Source organism: Halorussus litoreus (genome assembly GCF_003382685.1).
In the GTDB taxonomy this organism is placed as follows: Archaea; Halobacteriota; Halobacteria; order Halobacteriales; family Haladaptataceae; genus Halorussus; species Halorussus litoreus.
On the sequence record NZ_KZ859504.1, the window covers coordinates 1 to 17,254 of the forward strand.

A 17,254-nucleotide genomic window follows, 5' to 3' on the forward strand; every position below is an offset into this window, starting at 1 on the left:
CCGTTCCGGCGTCGCCGCGACCGGGAGCAGCGACCGCGAGCAGCGACCGGGAGCAGCGACCGCGAGCAACGTCCGGGAGCAGCGACCGCCGACTTTGACTACGAGCAACGACCGCGAGCAACGACCGCCAACTTTGACTACGAACAGCGAGATCGTGACGCGTTCACATCCCGAGCGCCAGCCACTCCAGCGTCCAGAGCGCCGTCATCCCGACCGCGATGGTCCAGAGCAGGCTCTCGGTCCGCCAGCCGGCAACGGCCGCGAGCGCGCCCGCGACCAGCCGCTCGTTGCCCGGGTCGAGCGCGAGTGCCCCGTCGAGGTACACCAGTCGCGGGGCCACGATGGCGGCCAGCACCGCGGCCGGGACGAACGTGAGCGCGCGCTCGACGCCGGTCGGGATCTCGTCCACGCGACCGAACAGCGCGATGAACGACAGTCGGATGGCGAACGTGCCCGCGCTGGCGGCCAGAATCACCAGCCAGACCAGGGTGTCGTCGAAGTGGCCAGTTGCCATCAGGCGGTCACCTCCTCGTCGTCCGCCGAGTCGTCCCACCGGTCGACGACGATGCCGGACAGGATGCCGCCGAACGCGGCGGCCAGGATCCCGAGGTCGAACGGTAGCCCGGCCCCCGCGACCGCGAGCACGCCCGCTGCGCCCGCGGCGAGGTACGACGGCGCGTCGTTCAGCGCGGGGAACAGCAGTCCCAGAAACAGCAGCGGGATGGCGAAGTCGAGCTGCCAGCTCGCGGGCACTCGCGCGCCGAAGACGATGCCGACGACGCTCGACGTGACCCACGTCGTCCAGAGCGGCAGGGCGGCGCCGAGGTAGTACCACCGGCCGTCTGTCGCGGGGTCGAGATCCGTCCCGCTCTCGAACTCCGCGATCGGGATGGCGTACGTCACGTCGACGATGAAGTAGGCCACGACCACCTTCCACCGTGCAGAGGCGTCCCGGAAGTACGCCCCGAGCGATGCGCTGTACATCACGTACCGGAGGTTCACCACCAGCGCGGTCAGCACGACGATGACGACCGGCGCGTTCTCGCCCACGAGTTCGACCGCAGCGATCTGGGCGGCCCCGGCGAACAGCAGCGCGGCGAACGCGACCGCTTGGGCCGGGTCGATGCCCACGCCGACGGTCGCGACCCCCGCGATGATCCCGAACGGGATGTTGGCCGGGAGCGCAGGCAGGACGTCCCGAGCGCCGGCGCGGAACGCCGCACTGGGGCCGGGAGACGACTGCTCGTCGTTCGGGCGCGACGACTGCCCGCCGTCGGGCCGAGCCGACGGCTCGCGGCCCGCGTGAGCTGCTGGCTCGTCGTCGGAGGGATCGGACGCCCCAGCCCGAGACATGGCAATGGCTCGGAGGAGCGACGGTAAGAAGGTTGGTAAAGCGGTCAGGTTGGCACGAACTCGGGTGCCGAGTTCGTGCCGCAACCCGGGCGACATCCTCGAAAGCCACTACCTGTAAAAACCCAGTGGAGTTCTAAACTCGTGTAGTTGTTCCCGAATATCGTCTCGGTATCGAAAGAAAAATAATTTCTCTATAGAAAAAGTTTAAATATATGTTCTATCTAATAGAAGCGACGAAGCGCCTCGAACAGAACGAGAAAGTGGTGTATCTCGCGTGGCTGTTCGTCCTGCTGCTCGTAGAAGCGGAGACTGTCGCAGCCACCGGCGGTGGAACGAGCGGGCCGTAGCCTCAGTCGCTTCCCGGCCACTCCTGAATCAAGGTGAGTTCGTCGTCGACGATAATCGGCGTGTACGTCATCTCGCTCGAGAGGTCGACTAACTCCTCGTTCGTCGTCTCGGCTTGGCACTGACCAGTCGACAGGAAGTAGGGGCCGTCGTCGATCCACGACAGGGAGAGGCTCCCGATGGGATGATCTCTCGTCGGGTACCCCCGCAGTGTCAGCGTCAGCTCTCCGTCCGTGGTATCGTCGACGACGTACAGTAACGGGATCACGTCTCCGCTCCCCGTCACGGTAAAGCCGGGGTCGCCGACCGCGACGTACCGCGACCCGACGAACGTCGCTTCGCGGGTGACGGCGAGTGCACTTCCGACGCTGAACCCGCCCTGAAACAGCTTCGCCATCGTCTCGCCGAGTTCGACCGCGGCCGGGTTGCCGACGTTGCCAAGGCTCACGATGCCGCCGTTGCTGCCCGCTTCGACGAGCGCGACCCCCTGGCCGTAGGACCGGCAGGCGTTGAGGAGGAACGTCTGCATCCGGACCTCGTCGAGTTCGCGCGCGTCGAGTACGCCGTCGGCGCACTCGAATCCCCTGCCGTCGATGTGGCCGACGTAGTGGAAGATATCCGTGGGCGTCTGCAGCACGTCGCGGAGCTCGTCGGTCGTCACGTCGAAGTGGACACTCGGGTCGAACGAGATGGCCTCGCGCGGGCCGTACACCTCCGCGACGGCGTCCCACTCCTCGCGCATCGCCTCGTCGTTGCAGACGACCGTGATGTCGACGACGCCGTCCTCCGTCGCCGAGTCCTCGCCGCGGGATGTCGCCGCGCCGTCGTTCTCGAACGCTTCCGGGAGTACCTTCGTCCCGCGGACCGGGGTTCCCTCGCCGACCCACGCCTGTTCGAGCGCGTCCACGTCCGGCGTCTGGACGTAGTCCTCGACGGGCGGGACGCCCCGACGGGTGGTCGCGGTCCGGGTCTTCGTCGCCGGGGAGTCGGCCCCATGCGAGTCGCCCACCTCGCCCTCGGGCGGTGCGCGCTTGAAGTCGTCGAGCGCGGTGCGGGTCCTTCGTTTCGTCTCGGTCGGCTCGTACGACGGCCGGGGCGGCGTGCGCAGTATCGAGAAGTCGTTGACGAGATACGGGAGCGCCTCGACGTTCCGCGGGGTCGGGCGGACGAAGGTGACGCGGTGCCACGTCGGCATCGCGTCCGCCAGCGTCGAGTACGGCACCGAGAAGTAGGCCTCGAGTTGCTCGTCGAACGGCGCGTCGTACAGAGCGGCGAAGTCGAGGTCGACCCGCGACTCGACCCGATTGCGATCGGCCATCTCGATTGGGTAGTACCCCTCCGTCCGGACCACGCAGTCGAGCAAGAACGCCTGTTTCACCGTCCGAACGACCTCCTCCTCGAAACCCTCTCCAGCGTCGAACCGGCGCTCGAACCCGCCGACGGTCAGCCGAGGCCGCTCGCCCGGGACGACCGTCGCGCCGAAGTAGTACGCCAGCGGCGCGACCGGATAGATGGATTCGAGATTCGGGGGCACCTCGACCGTGATACCCGTCTCGGGCGCGTCGAGGTCGTCGGGAATCGAGAGTTCGTCGCCGCGCTCGACCCGCGGCGGATGTCCGCGGAGAGTCGGCCACGAGCGCTCGGGGGTCGTGGTCTTGAGCACCGACCCGAACGTCGAGACGGCGGCCATCACGTCCTCGGGCTCGTCGGTCGTCGTCACCGTCGTCTCCGGGGAGTCGTGGAACGACCGCGCGCCGACGACGATCTCGGCCGGGCGGTCGAACTCGATCCGCATCGAGTCGACGTCCGACTCGACGCTGACCCCTGCCTCGATCTGGACGTAGATCTTGACGGGGGTGTTGAGTTCGAGCAGGTACTCGTCGGGCGGTAACTCGGCCGACGACTCGCTCGTGAGGTCCGTGAGCATCTCGCCGCCGCGACGCCAGACGTACATCAGGACCGGGTACGGGAGGTCGAGCGCCCGCGCTTCGACTGTGCAGGCCGAGCTAACCGGGAATCTGAACGACTCCGGATCGGCCGGGGAGGGATCGAGTGCCGTCGGCGTCGAGGCGGTGAACCTGCGGGTTTCGATGGGGTCTACCACCGCAAGTCCCGTGGTGTCGTCGAGCGTGTCGAACCTCGGAGCCATCTCCGTCCTCCAGTCGGGCGCGCTACCTAATCGTGAGAGCCGGCACACAAAACACCTGCGCCGGAGCGAGTCCCGTCGTCGCTTCGGAGACAGCTGCTATCGCTACGGCGGCTCCCGTCATCGCTACAAGGGCACCCACGGCGTGGTCAGGTCCGACTCCGGGAAGTGCCAGCGCTCCTCGGCGTCGTGGCTCTCCGGGACGGTTCGGAGCTCGACCACCGCGTCGAACTCGTCGGCGAGCCGTCGGCAGCGGTCGCCGTCGTACGGTTCCGGAAGCACGTAGTGTGCCATGGCGTCGTTGTCGCGGACGCGCCCGCCGACCGTCCTGAGGAACCGCCGAACCACGTCGAACTCGTAGTGGTCGAGCAGGGGCGCGAGCGAGTCGACCGCGATCCGGACCTCGCCGGGCTGGCGGCTCCGCGCGCCGAAGTCGGCGATGGCGTCGCCGAGTTCGCTCCGGAGGCCGGCCAGATTCGCGTCGCTCACCGTCACCTCAGCGAGACTAGCCGTGGGCAGCTCTGCGTCGTCGGTGACCGGCCGGGGCGGCACTGCGTGGTTGACGATGCGCGTCGTCTCCGCGGGCGGGCGCGGCGCGGCCGAGGCCGCCGGCAGCCGGTCGTAGACGCTCTCCGGGTCGGCGTCGGTGAGCGCGAACACCCGCCATCGGCGCGCGTCCGGGTCGCCGAGCATGGTCGCGCTCGCTCGCGTGAACACTTCTCGCGGCGGCGTCCCGGAGACCAGCAGGTTACAGCCCTCGCGCTTCAGACGCTGGAGCCGCGACCGGAACTCCGCGAGCGTCGTACTCGCCGGCCGGTCGTCGGTCCCGAGTTCGTTTCTGTCTCCAGGGGCGCTCATTTAAATCCCTGTTCCGGACCACGGGTTATAAAGTTTTGTCACTACTGCGGAGTAAAGATTGCCGCTTCCGGCGTGACTGGTGCCCGCCAGTATCGAGTCGACGGCGCTATGCGACGACGACCGGCGTCGGTGACGCTCGACGTTCGAAGGCAAATATAGCCGTCCTTTTGCCGTTGAAGCACGAACGACTCTCGCACATGCCGACCACCGATTTCACCATCGACGGCGACTGGAACGCGCTGTACATCGACGGCGAGTGGGTCGAACGAGGCGACCGTGACGAGATTACGGTCGAGAACCCGGCGACGCGCGAGCGGGCCACCGCCGTCCCGGCCGGGACCGAAGACGACGTGGACCGGGCGTACGAGGCGGCCGCCGGGGCCCAGTCGGCGTGGGCGGACCGACCGGCCGAGGAGCGCGCCAGCGTGATCGAGGACGCCGTCGACCTGCTCGACGAGCGACGCGACGAGATTCTCGACGCGCTCGCGGTCGAGTCGGGAAGCGCGAACGCGAAGGCGTTCGCCGAGTGGCAGACCGCACAGGGGATGTGCTACCACGCGACCGGCCTCGCGGGCGAGCTCGGCACGGAGACCTCCGAGTCGATGATTCCCGGCAAGGAGAACGAGGTCGAGCGCGTGCCCGAGGGCGTCGTCGGCGTCATCTCGCCGTGGAACTTCCCGTTCAACCTCTCGATGCGGGCGGTCGCGCCCGCGCTGGCGACCGGCAACGCGGTGGTGCTCAAACCCGCCTCCGCGACCCCCGTCACCGGCGGGCTGCTCCTCGCGCGACTCTTCGAGGAAGCGGGCCTGCCCGACGGCCTGTTGAACGTCGTGACCGGCCGCGGGTCGGACGTGGGCGACCGGATGGCCGCACATCCGGAGCTCGACGTGATGGCGTTCACGGGCTCGACCGAGGTCGGCAAGCAGGTCGCCGCGACGGCCGCGGAGAACCTCGCGCTCCCGGCGATGGAACTGGGCGGCAACAACCCGTTCGTCGTGACCGCCGACGCGGACGTGGACGCCGCTGTCGACTCGGCGGTGTTCGGCTCGTTCCTCCATCAGGGCCAGATCTGCATCTCCATCAACCGCCACCTCGTCCACGAGTCGGTGTACGACGAGTACGTCGAGAAACTGGCCGAGCGCGCGGAGAGCCTCCCCATCGGCGACCCGCGCGAGCGCGAGAACGTGGTCGGGCCAATCATCGACGAGGGCCAGCGCGACCAGATTCTGGAGTACGTCGAGCAGACCGTCGAGGCGGGCGCGACCCTCGAAACCGGCGGCGACCACGACGACCTGTTCGTCGAGCCGACGGTGCTCTCGAACGCGACCAACGACATGGCCGCGGCCTGCAACGAGCACTTCGGTCCCGTCGCACCCGTAATCGCGTTCTCGGACGAGGACGAGGCGGTCGACCTCGCCAACGACACCGAGTACGGCCTCGCGGCCGCGATTCACTCGGGCGACCTCGACCGATCACGCGACCTCGCCGACCGCATCGACGCCGGGATGGTCCACCTCAACGACCAGCCGGTCAACGAGGAGCCCGCGATCCCGTTCGGCGGGATGAAGGCCTCGGGGCTGGGTCGGTACGACGGCGAGGAGATCCTGAACGAGTTCACCACGACGAAGTGGATATCAACGCAGACCGAGCCGCGCGAGTACCCGTTCTAGAGACCACCTTTTTTCTTCGTCTGGTGTTCAAGGGTGCGCCGAAATCGGCGGATCCCTGAACATCACTCCTCGAAAAAATCTGGACCAAAAAAGAGCCGCTCGCTCGGACTGCTGGTGCGCACCGCATTTCTTAATCGAAGTCAGACCGGAATCGCGCGTCGTCCCGAGACATATTCATAGACGAAAAGACATTTCTGCTATCGCCGAAACGCACTCGTATGCCCTCACTAACACGCCCCGGGCGACTGCTCCTCGCGGTCCTCCTCGCGAGCGTCGTCGCGGCCGACATCGTTCTCCTCGATAGTTCCACCACTGCGGTGGTCCTCCTCGCGGGACTTCTCGGTGTCGTTCTCGCCGTCGGGTCGTTCTCCCCGGTCGCGGAGAGCAGCGCGTTCCTCTTGGCGCTCCTCGGGACGCAAGTCGTCGTCGTGGCGGTTCTGGCCTACTCGGGACGCTACGTACTCGCGCTGATTCTGTCGGTCGCTTCTCTCGCCACCGTGCAACGACTGCGAGGTCAGAACTCGTAACGTCCACCGCCGATTCCCAATCCCGGACGGCTCATCGGCGGCTCGAACCCAGCGGGTTGAAATACCAGCGCCGAACACCGTCTCGGTGATGAGCTACGACGCCGAGCCGTTCCGCGTCGCCGTCAAGGACAGCGCCAGCGAGGCCAACGAGGCCGTTCGCCGGCTCGCGCGCTCGGAAGGTGAGGTGGTCCAGTTCGACTCGGCGGCCGACGCCCACCAGCGCGCTCGCGACCTCTCCGAGGCGGGCGAAACGCCCGTCAAAGTCCAGCGGGCGGCCCCGCAGGACCCCGCGGACGTGGACGCCTACCTCGTGGCGTGGCCCGAGCGACGCCGGCGGACGCCCGACGGCACGCCGACCGAGGGACTGACCTTCGACACCGCGGCCAACCAGTACGGTGCGCTCGGCGAGGCCGTGGTCTGCTCGCCCGCGGTGAACCCGCCGCTGTTGACCCACTTTGCGCGAGTGGACTCGGACCTCTCCGAGCGCGAGGCCGAAAATCTCCACGTCGCCGTCGACGCCGACCCGGACCCGGTGGTAGTCGACGGCGACGCGCGGTGGGAACCCGACTGTCGCGCCGTCGTCCGGCCCGCCCCGAACCGACCGGTGCTCACCGAGTTCTGGTGCGAGGTCAAGGCCGGGGACGGCTCGTTCGAGCGGAGCCAGCGCGCGGCCATGCGCGCCAAGGCGCGCGAAGCGACCGTCCTGAAGATCCGGGTGGACCTCGACGAGTTGCCCGACAGCTACACCGCGTGGGTCCGGAAGGTCGAACCCGACGCGGGGGGCGAGCGCGCGGACGACGACCGGACCAGCGGGGCGGCGTACCGCGTCAACGCCAGCCTCGACAGCTTCTGACGTCGTCGCGACTCACCGCCGCTCGCCGGACCAGACCGTGACCGTCGCCACCGCCAGCGCCCCGGCCAGCCACGCCAGCAGTCCGAGGACGCTCGGCACGGGTGAGGTCGAAGGCGCGCCCGCCACGCCACCGACCACCGACTCCAGCACGAGTCCCCGAAAGGCGCTGTTCGGACTCAGGCCGAGCGCCAGTTCGAGCGCGCCCTCCGGAACGACGCCGCCGACCAGCCCCGCGACGATGCCCGCGTCGAACCCCACCACAAGGGCGACGCCCAGCGTGACCGCGACCGCCACGCCCGCCCGACTCGACCTCGCGTTGGTCGAGACGGCCATCGCCGCGGCCATCACCACCAGCGCGAACGCCGCCGTCAGGACGACGAACCGGAGGTACAGCACGGGCGAGTCCGACGCCGCGTGGGAGGCGACGACCGTGGTCCCGACGCCTCCGAACAGCGGGACGAGCAGCGCGACCGCCGACAGGGGGACGATCACGGCCACGAGCAGCGCCGCCGCGCGCCCGAGGTACGCGCCGAGGACGTAGGTGGCTCGCGAGACCGGGTACGTTCGGATCACGTCGAGTTCGCCCCGCTCGGCGTCGCCGAGGACCGTCCGGTAGCCGAACGCCAGTGCGAGGGCGGGGACCAGCACCTCGACGGGCGTGAGCAGGTCCAGCACGAGCGGGACGTAGCCGACCGCACCGGCGGTCCACGCCAGCGCGGCGACGACGACGGCGAATCCGCCAGCGAGCGCGAGGAACGCCCGCGTCCGGACGACCGTCGCGAGCTCCCGGCCCGCGACCGCCAACAGCCGGTCGACCGACTCGCGGTTCACTCGCCGTCACCTCCTCGCGTCCGCACCGAGACGGTCGGCGTAGCCCGGTCGGCGTCCACTCCCGCTTCGGCGGCGTCACCGCCCGTGAGCGCGAGGAACGCGCCGCGGAAGTCCTCGGCGTCGGTCCGGGCCACGAAGTCGGCGGGCGAGCCCTCCGCCACTACGTCGCCGTGGTCGAGCAGCAGGACGCTGTCGGCCGCCTCGGCCCCGGCGAGGTTGTGGGTCGCCAGTAGGACAGCCATCCCGTCGTCGGCGAGTTCGCCGACGAGTTCGAAGATGTACTCGGTCATCCGTGGGTCGAGGTCGCCGGTCGGTTCGTCGAGCACGACCAGTGGCGGGTCCCCGAGGACGGCTTGCCCGATGCCGAGCAGGCGAGTCATCCCGCCGGAGAGGGCGTCGACCCGGCGGTCGCTCGCCCCCGACAAACCGACGCGGTCGACGATGCCCGGGACGTCGACCTCGCGGTCGAGCAGGTCGGCGTAGAACTGCAGCGTCTCCGCGACGGTGAAGGTCGGGCGGAACTGGGGACGCTGCGGGAGGTACCCCACCCGCCGGTCGGTCGGGCCGACTCCCGTCAGGGTCACGCGCCCCTCGTCGGGTTCCAGCAGTCCGAGAACGGCCCGCAGTAGCGTGGTCTTCCCCGACCCGTTCGGGCCGACAAGCGCCGTGACGCTCCCGGCTTCGAGCGAGAACGACAGATCCGAGAACACGTCGACGTCGCCGAACGCGTGGCTTAGCCCTTCGACTTCGACCACCGGCGCGCGCTCGTTCGATTCGGCCGGCTCGTCGCCCGCTCCCGTCGACTCGTTCGCTTCGTCGTCTGTTCTCGTCGGTTCGTCGGGCTCGTCGTATTCCTGCGTGGGTCCGTCCGTCATGCGTCTCCCTCCATAGGTGCGATTCCGGTCGCGCCGACAGCCGTCATCTCAGTCGCGTTCGCGTCCCCGTCGGGTACCGCAGTCGCGTCCGTCTCCGTGGTCTCGGTCCCGTTCGCGCCGGCCGCCCTGTCGACGACCGCCGGGCGAACCGGGTCGGCCAGCGGTGCCTCGTCCACGACGCCCGTGGGTCTGAGTCCCGGGACAGCACCTTGAAGCGCCCGTATAGCGGTCAGCGACGGCGAGTTCGCCAGCGTCGCCGCCCCGGGCGTATCGCCGACGCGGCTGTCGACCGGGCCGCTGGGCTGGAAGGGTCGGTCCAGCACGCCGTCGCCGCCGGCGTCGCTCCCCGGCGCGTCGTCCCAGTAGTTGCCACGGCCGTCGGCGGTCCAGACTCGCAGGGGGCCGAGCGACGCGGTGACGTACCGGTCGTTGTCCACGAAGTCGTTCTCCACGACCCGGTTGGTGGGGATGAGCGACGACGCTCGGAACCCGATGTCGTTCTCGACTACGACGTTGCGCTCGTATATCGACGTCTGTGACGGCGCTTCGAGACCGTAGTGGTTGTCGACGACGACGTTCTCGGCGACGTACGAGGCTCGCCCGGCGACGTTCACGCCGGCGTAGCTGTCCCGGACGTGATTGCCGACGACCAGGTTTCCGTTCGGTCGAGTCATCACCACGACGCCCGTGCTGGCCCCGGTGACGGCGTTGTCCGCCACTAGCGCGTCGGAGGTGTACATCTCGTGGACGCCGAACCGCATGCCTCCCTCGCCCACCATCCGGTTGTCCCGGACGACGAGTCCGTCCGAGAGGTGGGTGTACACGCCGTCGCGACCGCCGACGAACGTCGAGTTCTGAACGACGGTCCGCGAGCGCATCACCATCACGCCCATGAAGCCGTCTGTCCAGTCGTCGCTGCCGTTCACGGTCACCCCGTCGACGACCGCGTTCTCGCTCCACCGGACGACGACGCCGTTTGCGGGGGTGTCGACCGAGACGTTCCGGACCAGCGATCCGTTCGCCGAGTCGAGCGTGACGCCCGCGTCACCATAGCCGTAGCCGAGCTGGACTCGGTAGTCCCACGCGTCGCCCTGGTCGGTCGAGACGTTCTCGTCCGAGAAGGTGTCGCCGACGCCCGAGATCCGAATGTCCGCGACCGCCACTCGGCCGGTGGTCGCAGTGACGACGCTCCCGTTCCCGTCACCCCGGAGGTGGGTGTCGTTTCCGGCTCCGCGGAGCGTCAGGGGTTTGTCGACGGTCAGCGACCCGTCACCGGTCGCGTTCACGTCGTAGGTGCCAGCCGGGACTCGGACCGTGGTGTTCGGCGGAGCCGCCTCGACCGCGGCCGGGAGGGTCGGGGCGTCCTCGCCCACCACGACCGAGACGGGCCGGTCGAGCAGGGCGGTCGCGTTCGCGACCTGCCGGTCGGCCCACTCGTGCTGGGCGCGGACCTCGGCCCGGAACGCCTCGCCGGTCGCGGCCCCGGTGTCGAACGAATTCGACCGGACCGCGTCCCAGTCGCGGACCGTCCCGCCGTGCTCGGCGGCGAACGACTCGGCGACCGACCGGTCGGAGAAGGGCACGACAGCTTCGCCGGCCGGGGTTCGCGCCCGGCTCCCGACGACGAAGTGGGCGTCTTCGGCCGCGACCCAGCCCTCGTAGGTCGAGGGGGCGTCAGATATGCGGAACAGCCCCTCGTCGGTCACGTTCAGGTCGGCGTTGGCGTAGTCGCTGACGTAGATTGCGAGCGGGGTTCCGAACTGTCGGGCGTGGCCCTCCCGGCCGAGCTCGTCGGCCAGCGACGCGACGCCGTGGTAGCCGACCACGTAGCGGTACTGCGAGTAGAACACCTCGGCCCGAGGGACCTCCACGCCGCGCTCCTCGGCCTGCACCGTCGCGGCGGCAGTCATTCCCATAGTGATGGTGTCCTCGAAGGGAACCGGAGCGGGTCGGTCCGCGCCCACGTCGACCACGAACGAGGCGCTGCTCACGAGCAGGACGGCGAACAGGACGGCGAGGACGCGTTTCGGGTTCATCTCGTCGGTGCCTCCCGGAAGCGGGTACTGTTGGTCGCGTAGGCACTCCTGCCTTTTACCCCCTTCTTCCCGTTTTCAGGTTCCGGGAACGACGGGGACTGTATTGTACCTCCGGTACGTAGATGGTTCCATGTGCTCTGCTGATTGCGACGGTGCTGCTGATTGCGATGGTGCTGCTGATTGCGATGGTGCTGCTGACGCCGCTGATCCTGCTGACCACGTCGGTCTTGCTAACCACGCCGGTTTCGGCGAGCGCGATCGTTCCCGGAAGCGCACCGCGGCCGACCCCGGGCCGGTCGCTCACGACCGCTGTGACCACTCTCGTCGACGGCGGACCGTCCTCCGGGCGGGCGCGCTCGGCGTCGCAGCGTCGCTCGCGGGCTGTCTCGGCGGACTGCCCGGCGGCGACGGCGAAGCGCCGGCCGCGGTCTCGCTCGCTGGGGAACTCGACTGCGACGTGTGCGGGATGGTCGTCGAGAAACACCCCGGCCCGAACGGCCAGATCTTCTACGAGGGCGACAGTCCGCAGGGCCACGACAACCCGGCACGCTTCGACTCGCTCAAGCAGTGTTTCTTCCCGTACAAGCTCGAACACGAACAGATGGGCTGGAATCTCGACGCGGCCTACGTCACCGACTACTCGTCGGTCGAATTCGACGTGTCCACGCAGGGTGGCACGACGACCATCTCCTCGCACACCGCCTCGGAATCGTTCGCCCGCGCGGCCGACCTCCAGTACGTCGTGAACAGCGAGGTCGAGGGCGCGATGGGTCCGGACTTCGTCCCGTTCTCGACGCAGGGCGACGCCGAGTCGTTCGCCGACGAGTACGGCGGCGAGGTCGTCTCGTACGGTGACATCGACGAGGGGCTCGTCGGGCAGTAGGCGTACTTATCCGCTCGCTTTCACGCGCTCGACGGTTTCGTGGTCGACCTCCACGGCCACCTCGTTTCGGCGCATGAACGGCGGCGTCAACGGGTCGTCGTACTGGAGCAGGCTCGGCCTCGTTCGGGGTTCGATCCCGTGCTCGGAGAGCGCGTCGAGCAGCGACTCGCGGTACCGTCGGACGCGGCCGTCGGTCGCGTACCACGAGAACGACTTCACCGCGAGCGTCCGGGCGGGCTCGACCGCCAGCCGGACCGACGGGTTCGTCGGAATCGGCGCGTCGCCGGGGTCGTAGTCGGCCGGGAGGTAGAACGCCATCGTGACCTCGCCCTCGCTGCGGTTCGTCCGGACCGGCGAGGTCATCGAGACCTTCTCGCTGTCGGCGCGGTCGACGCGACGCTCGCTTCCCGTCCGGTCGGTCCGAACGGGTGCAGTCATCGGAATCTCGGTGCCCCGCGTCGCGACGGGAGCGGTCATCGCGACCTCGTCGCCAGTCTCGTTCTCGCCGGAGATGTACCGGAAGAGCCGATTGAATGCGTCACCGTTGCTCCCGGCGGTCGTTTCGGCGAGAACGAGCGACGGGTAACGCCGGATCTCCACGCCGTCGAACGTCGCGACGGTTTCGGAGGGTACGGTCTCGGTAGTCCGGCCAACGTACAGGCCCCAGCCGACCCACGCTCCGAGCAGTCCCCCGGCAGTCGCGAGTAGCGTCTTGGTTCGGGTTCGCATCGGATCGGGTACGACGACGGACGTGAAAAGCACTCGGGCGACCCGTGGCGTCGCGTCCGGGCAGCGAACCGAGCGATCGCACCCGCGGAAGCACTCGGGGTCGGCCGCCGCGGCTCACTTCGACGTATTTTTAGGCGGCATCCACCTTTTGACCCGTATGGCAGACTTTCAGGTCGTCGTCGCGGACCCCGACTCCGGGGCGACCTACCAGCGCGACGTGGACGGACAGGACGCGAACCGATTCGTCGGCCGAGCCATCGGTGAGGAGGTCGACGGCGGCGCGGCCGGTCTCGACGGCTACACGCTCGAGATTACCGGCGGCTCCGACGACGCAGGGCGACCGATGCGAGGCGACGTCTCCGGGCCGAATCTCAAGGAAGTGCTGCTCGACGGCGGCACCGGCTACAAGCCATCCCGCGACGGCGAGCGCAAGCGCGTGACCGTCCGCGGCAGCGAGGTCAGCGAGGCGACCGCTCAGCTCAACGTCAAGATCGCCGAGCGCGGCGACGAGTCGGTCGAAGACCTGCTCGGCGAAGGCGGCGACGAGGACGAGTAGCGAATCGAGACCGTTTTCGGTCGTGGGCAGTGTTCGACCGCAGCCAACTTTCGACTGTCGTCAGTTCGACCGTAGCCGTTTTTGCTCCGAGGCGTCTACCCCCACGCGACGCTTCCTATGGCCGACCGCATCTCCAGCGACCACGCCTCGCTACCGACCGTCCGCGCGACCCTCGTCCGGAGCGGCGCGCTCGACCGTCCGAAAGTCGAGATTCCCGCCGACGATTCCGGCCAGTTCCCCGCCGACGAACTCGTCCGGGTCGTCGCCGACGACACCGAGTACCGCGCCCGCATCGAGTCGCCGCTGGCCGCCGACGGCCGCGAGATCCGCGGGCTGTACGAGACGCCGCGGCTCGCGCGCAACCCCGACGAGGGAGAGAACCTGCTCGGCGAGTGGGTCGAGGCGACCGGCGTCGAGTTCGGCCAGTCGGTGCTCGTGGACGTGATCGAGCCGGGGTTCAAGTACGGCCTGCGCGAGCCCGGCCAGCGCGCGTTCTACGACGCGACGGAGTCGCCCGACGGGGACCTGGCCGACATCGCGGAGCAGTTGGACGGGTAGACTTCGGGCTAAGGACGGAGCAGCTATCCTCCAGAATAGCTACTAACGCAGGAGCAAAATTATGGTTCAGACTCCTCGTTAGAAAGCCGACTGAAGCGACGAAGCACCTTCGTCACGAAGGGCGATGCATTGTGGACGTGGTGATCCTCGATTTCATGCCCTGTCTTTGGTGCCTTGGTCATATCCAATCTTTAGATTTCTAAATGTATAAATCTATCCTCGTCCGAATGCACTGTCAGCCGAGCTTGGGCTCCGAAGGGCATGCTGAACGGGAGTTACACAACTGCCGTACTGTTTCCGGCAGTAATAGGTTGATTCCCCGCCGATTCAGGAGGAATCCCATGCGGTATGACGCTTACAGGACCCATGCCAGACAGACCAGCGATTACCCCAATCAGTAAGAATCCCACGGCGACGATCTGAAGGATGTGAGTCCTACCTAGATAGGTCGCCAGAGCCTGATCAGTCTCCACTGCCGTCTGAATCCAGAGTTGATATCGCTGGTTCATCCAGCGTAGCCATTCTCCCTCCGAGTACTCCGCTGAATCGAGTTCGTTTAGATAGTCAGCTGTGATTCCAGGTGCGTAGTCCGTATACGTATAGGCCCAAATGCCACTAATCGTCGAAACGAGCAGAGACGAAAAGCCGATTATAGTGAACCAATTTGCGAAATACATTGCCGACGGTGCGGAGGAAACACCCGTGATGGCAAGACCAACGAGGAGAAGATTGAGCCGAACCGTAGAAATAGCTTTACTGTCTTTTTCTTCGACTGCGTCGATAGTTTTGTCGAGTGAATCTCGTGCTTCTTGTCTAGCTACACGGAGCGTATCTATGTCGTCAGTTCGAATTGGGGATACCTCCGTTGATAGCTCCGAGTAAGGGCGAGATCGTCCCTCTCTTTCCTCAGAATCACCCGTGTCATCTCGATTAGTACGTCGCGATACACAGTTCCACCATTCCATTACTGGCAATATATTGTTCCGGGTAGTGTATTTATGTTGTGGATATCGCTATGGAACTATGGAAACGTACCTACCCTTCCGATTTGCTCGGCTCACTCGAACACTTGAAATCACCGGTAAACGCACTTCCATACGTGTAATTCCGGATGCTTGCACCTCGGGAATCGAGGACGAGGGACGTTCAATTCTTCCACTATCGGCTGCGATGATTGGCCGGTTGGGGTTAGCTTTCCTTCTAGAATCCACGACGGGGCGTTCTCTGGTCCAACCCAGAACGCACGCCTTTTCCCGTTCATTCCACTACAGAACGTATGACCAAACGAGAGGAGTTCCTCGCCGGCGAGCGACCGGAGGACGTCGCGCTCTATCTCGCGGACTCGTTCGTCGAGGGCGATGGCGACGGACTGGCGAGCCACGGCGAGCAACTCGACCGCGGCGTGGTCCTCGTCGTCGAGGGCGAGCAGGGCCGGAGCGTGTTCAAGACCGCCACGGGCATGGACGCGATGGGGTTCGCCAAGCGCGCGATGGACACCGATGGCGACATCGCCCGCGACCTCTCCGGGGGAACCTGCCCCGATTGCGACGGCGAGGTCCAGTTCGTCTTCGCGTTCGCCGAGGAGCAGAACGAGGAGGTCGGCGGCCTCTACGGCGAGGGCGACGTAATCCACGCTTACGCCTACTGCGACTGCGGGACTGCGTACGGGGACAAGTGGGTCGCCGACACGAGCGAGTAGCTGTCTCTTTCGACGGACACGGGCGGAGTTCGATGGATGCCGGACTCGGTAGACTCCTCACTCGCTCGCCGGCGACGGAGCAGGCTCCGTCGCCGGCGAGCGAGCCGTCCATTCGGTCCCGGCCAGCGACGGTTCGGAGAAGCGTCGAAAGCGGTTTGCGCCTGTGGTCCCTCCGTCCCAGCGATGAACGACTCCGACGGCTCGCCGACCGCACGAGAAGATCCCGAGGTGGTCGCGGTCGGGAGCGCGGTCGAGGACCGCGTCTACGCGCTGACGAACCTCCCGGAGCCCGACGGCGGGGCGTTCGTCCGCGAGGAGACCACCGCGGTCGGCGGGGTCGCCGCGAACGTCGCGGCGGGGCTCGCGCAACTCGGCCGGGAGACGGCCGTCGTCTCGCGAGTGGGCGACGACGCGGCGGCCGACCGGATTCTGGCGGACCTCCGCGAGCGCGGCATCGACGCCGAGCGCGTGCGGCGGGGCGACCCCGACGAGGCAACCTCCTACTCGCTGATCCTCAGGGACCCCGAGGGCGAGCGCATGATCGTCGCCGGGGGCGAGAGCGTCCCCAACCTCCGGCTGACCGACGCCGACTGCGAGTGCCTCCGGCGGGCCGACCTCGCGTTCACGAGCGCGTACGCGCCCGACCCCGTCACGTCCGCGCTGGTCGACCTCGCGTGCGCCGCCGCGGACTCGAGTGACTCCGAATCGGGCCACTCCGAGTCATCTGGCTCGGAGTCGTCCGATTCGTTCCCGCCGCTGGTGTTCGACCTCGCGGGGCCGCTGTCGGAACTCGAAGACCGGGCCACCCGGCCGGGGACCATCGACGACCTCCTGCCGGTCTGCGACCTGTTCGTCGCGGGCGAGGTGTCGGCCCGGTCGTACCTCGGGGTCGGGCCGCGCGAGGCGGTCGAGACGCTCCGCGCTCGGGGCGTCAGTCGGGCCGCAATCACGAAGGGCGAAGCAGGTGCGTTCCTGCTCGACGAGGACGGCGAGAGCCACGAGATTCCGTCGTTCGACGTGCCGGTCGCGGACACCACCGGCGCGGGCGACGCCTTCACTGCGGGGCTGGCTCACGCGTGGCTGCTCGGGAATCGCTCGCCGGCGGCGGCCGGTCGCTTCGCCGCGGCGACCGCGGCGCTCAACTGCACCGCCGAAAACGCCCGGGGCGGGCTTCCGACGGCGGACGAGGTCGAGGCGTTCCTCGACGGGCGGTAGTTCGACGCGCGTTCTCGCCGGCCGAGGAAACTGGTTCTCCAGCAGTGCGGGGGGGGGGGGGGCGGGGGCCCCCCCCCCCCCCCCCCCCCCCCCCGGGGGGGGGGGGGGGGGCGCCCCGCC

The 17,254-nt window shown here is 67.9% G+C and carries 17 protein-coding genes; 9 read left to right on the top strand and 8 right to left on the bottom strand.

What is annotated here, in order from left to right:
• Positions 1 to 163: 163 nt before the first annotated feature.
• Together DPQ64_RS00735 and DPQ64_RS00740 are read right to left on the bottom strand one after the other, a co-directional pair.
• The gene (locus DPQ64_RS00735) at positions 164 to 514 is read right to left on the bottom strand and encodes an AzlD domain-containing protein (protein ID WP_115862447.1); all 351 of its coding nucleotides are present in this window, start codon (positions 512 to 514) and stop codon (positions 164 to 166) included.
• Positions 514 to 1,353 (bottom strand): AzlC family ABC transporter permease, encoded by an 840-nt coding sequence (locus DPQ64_RS00740; RefSeq protein WP_115862448.1) that lies wholly within the window; start codon positions 1,351 to 1,353, stop codon positions 514 to 516. The genes DPQ64_RS00735 and DPQ64_RS00740 overlap by 1 nt, the downstream gene beginning before the upstream one ends.
• A gap of 212 nt (positions 1,354 to 1,565) precedes the next feature.
• On the opposite strand from DPQ64_RS00740, the gene DPQ64_RS19700 reads away from it, so the two are divergent.
• Entirely contained in the window at positions 1,566 to 1,700 is a 135-nt protein-coding gene (locus tag DPQ64_RS19700; protein WP_269814458.1) for a hypothetical protein, read from the top strand.
• Between the two features lie 2 nt (positions 1,701 to 1,702).
• Here DPQ64_RS19700 and DPQ64_RS00745 read toward each other — a convergent pair whose 3' ends face one another.
• On the bottom strand, positions 1,703 to 3,847 hold the full coding sequence (locus DPQ64_RS00745; RefSeq protein WP_115862449.1) for a CHAT domain-containing protein: 2,145 nt from the start codon (positions 3,845 to 3,847) through the stop codon (positions 1,703 to 1,705).
• A gap of 123 nt (positions 3,848 to 3,970) precedes the next feature.
• Positions 3,971 to 4,702 (bottom strand): DUF7504 family protein, encoded by a 732-nt coding sequence (locus DPQ64_RS00750; protein WP_115862450.1) that lies wholly within the window; start codon positions 4,700 to 4,702, stop codon positions 3,971 to 3,973.
• A gap of 197 nt (positions 4,703 to 4,899) precedes the next feature.
• On the opposite strand from DPQ64_RS00750, the gene DPQ64_RS00755 reads away from it, so the two are divergent.
• From DPQ64_RS00755 to DPQ64_RS00765, 3 genes are all read left to right on the top strand, one after another.
• A complete protein-coding gene (locus tag DPQ64_RS00755) occupies positions 4,900 to 6,372 on the top strand; it encodes an aldehyde dehydrogenase family protein (protein WP_115862451.1) in 1,473 nt (490 codons plus the stop codon).
• A 218-nt stretch (positions 6,373 to 6,590) separates the two neighbouring features.
• Positions 6,591 to 6,899 (top strand): hypothetical protein, encoded by a 309-nt coding sequence (locus tag DPQ64_RS00760; protein WP_115862452.1) that lies wholly within the window; start codon positions 6,591 to 6,593, stop codon positions 6,897 to 6,899.
• Positions 6,900 to 6,987: 88 nt separating this feature from the next.
• On the top strand, positions 6,988 to 7,752 hold the full coding sequence (locus DPQ64_RS00765; protein ID WP_115862453.1) for a hypothetical protein: 765 nt from the start codon (positions 6,988 to 6,990) through the stop codon (positions 7,750 to 7,752).
• Positions 7,753 to 7,764: 12 nt separating this feature from the next.
• Here the strand turns inward: DPQ64_RS00765 and DPQ64_RS00770 are convergent, their stop codons facing one another.
• From DPQ64_RS00770 to DPQ64_RS00780, 3 genes are read right to left on the bottom strand one after another with little or no spacing between them, the layout of a single operon-like run.
• Entirely contained in the window at positions 7,765 to 8,583 is an 819-nt protein-coding gene (locus DPQ64_RS00770) for an ABC transporter permease (protein WP_115862454.1), read from the bottom strand.
• Positions 8,580 to 9,458, bottom strand: coding sequence for an ABC transporter ATP-binding protein (locus DPQ64_RS00775; RefSeq protein WP_115862455.1), 879 nt, complete (start codon positions 9,456 to 9,458; stop codon positions 8,580 to 8,582). The genes DPQ64_RS00770 and DPQ64_RS00775 overlap by 4 nt, the downstream gene beginning before the upstream one ends.
• Positions 9,455 to 11,494 (bottom strand): NosD domain-containing protein, encoded by a 2,040-nt coding sequence (locus DPQ64_RS00780; RefSeq protein ID WP_115862456.1) that lies wholly within the window; start codon positions 11,492 to 11,494, stop codon positions 9,455 to 9,457. The genes DPQ64_RS00775 and DPQ64_RS00780 overlap by 4 nt, the downstream gene beginning before the upstream one ends.
• Before the next feature lie 130 nt (positions 11,495 to 11,624).
• On the opposite strand from DPQ64_RS00780, the gene DPQ64_RS00785 reads away from it, so the two are divergent.
• Positions 11,625 to 12,377, top strand: coding sequence for a nitrous oxide reductase accessory protein NosL (locus DPQ64_RS00785; protein ID WP_115862457.1), 753 nt, complete (start codon positions 11,625 to 11,627; stop codon positions 12,375 to 12,377).
• A gap of 6 nt (positions 12,378 to 12,383) precedes the next feature.
• Here DPQ64_RS00785 and DPQ64_RS00790 read toward each other — a convergent pair whose 3' ends face one another.
• Positions 12,384 to 13,106, bottom strand: coding sequence for an SOUL family heme-binding protein (locus DPQ64_RS00790; protein WP_115862458.1), 723 nt, complete (start codon positions 13,104 to 13,106; stop codon positions 12,384 to 12,386).
• Between the two features lie 157 nt (positions 13,107 to 13,263).
• Between DPQ64_RS00790 and DPQ64_RS00795 the strand changes: the two genes are divergently transcribed.
• From DPQ64_RS00795 to DPQ64_RS00810, 4 genes are all read left to right on the top strand, one after another.
• Entirely contained in the window at positions 13,264 to 13,662 is a 399-nt protein-coding gene (locus tag DPQ64_RS00795; protein ID WP_115862459.1) for a 30S ribosomal protein S6e, read from the top strand.
• A 117-nt stretch (positions 13,663 to 13,779) separates the two neighbouring features.
• Positions 13,780 to 14,220 (top strand): DUF7112 family protein, encoded by a 441-nt coding sequence (locus tag DPQ64_RS00800; RefSeq protein WP_115862460.1) that lies wholly within the window; start codon positions 13,780 to 13,782, stop codon positions 14,218 to 14,220.
• A gap of 1,276 nt (positions 14,221 to 15,496) precedes the next feature.
• A complete protein-coding gene (locus DPQ64_RS00805; protein ID WP_115862461.1) occupies positions 15,497 to 15,919 on the top strand; it encodes a DUF5807 family protein in 423 nt (140 codons plus the stop codon).
• Between the two features lie 183 nt (positions 15,920 to 16,102).
• A complete protein-coding gene (locus DPQ64_RS00810) occupies positions 16,103 to 17,134 on the top strand; it encodes a carbohydrate kinase family protein (protein WP_115862462.1) in 1,032 nt (343 codons plus the stop codon).
• Positions 17,135 to 17,254: the final 120 nt, after the last annotated feature.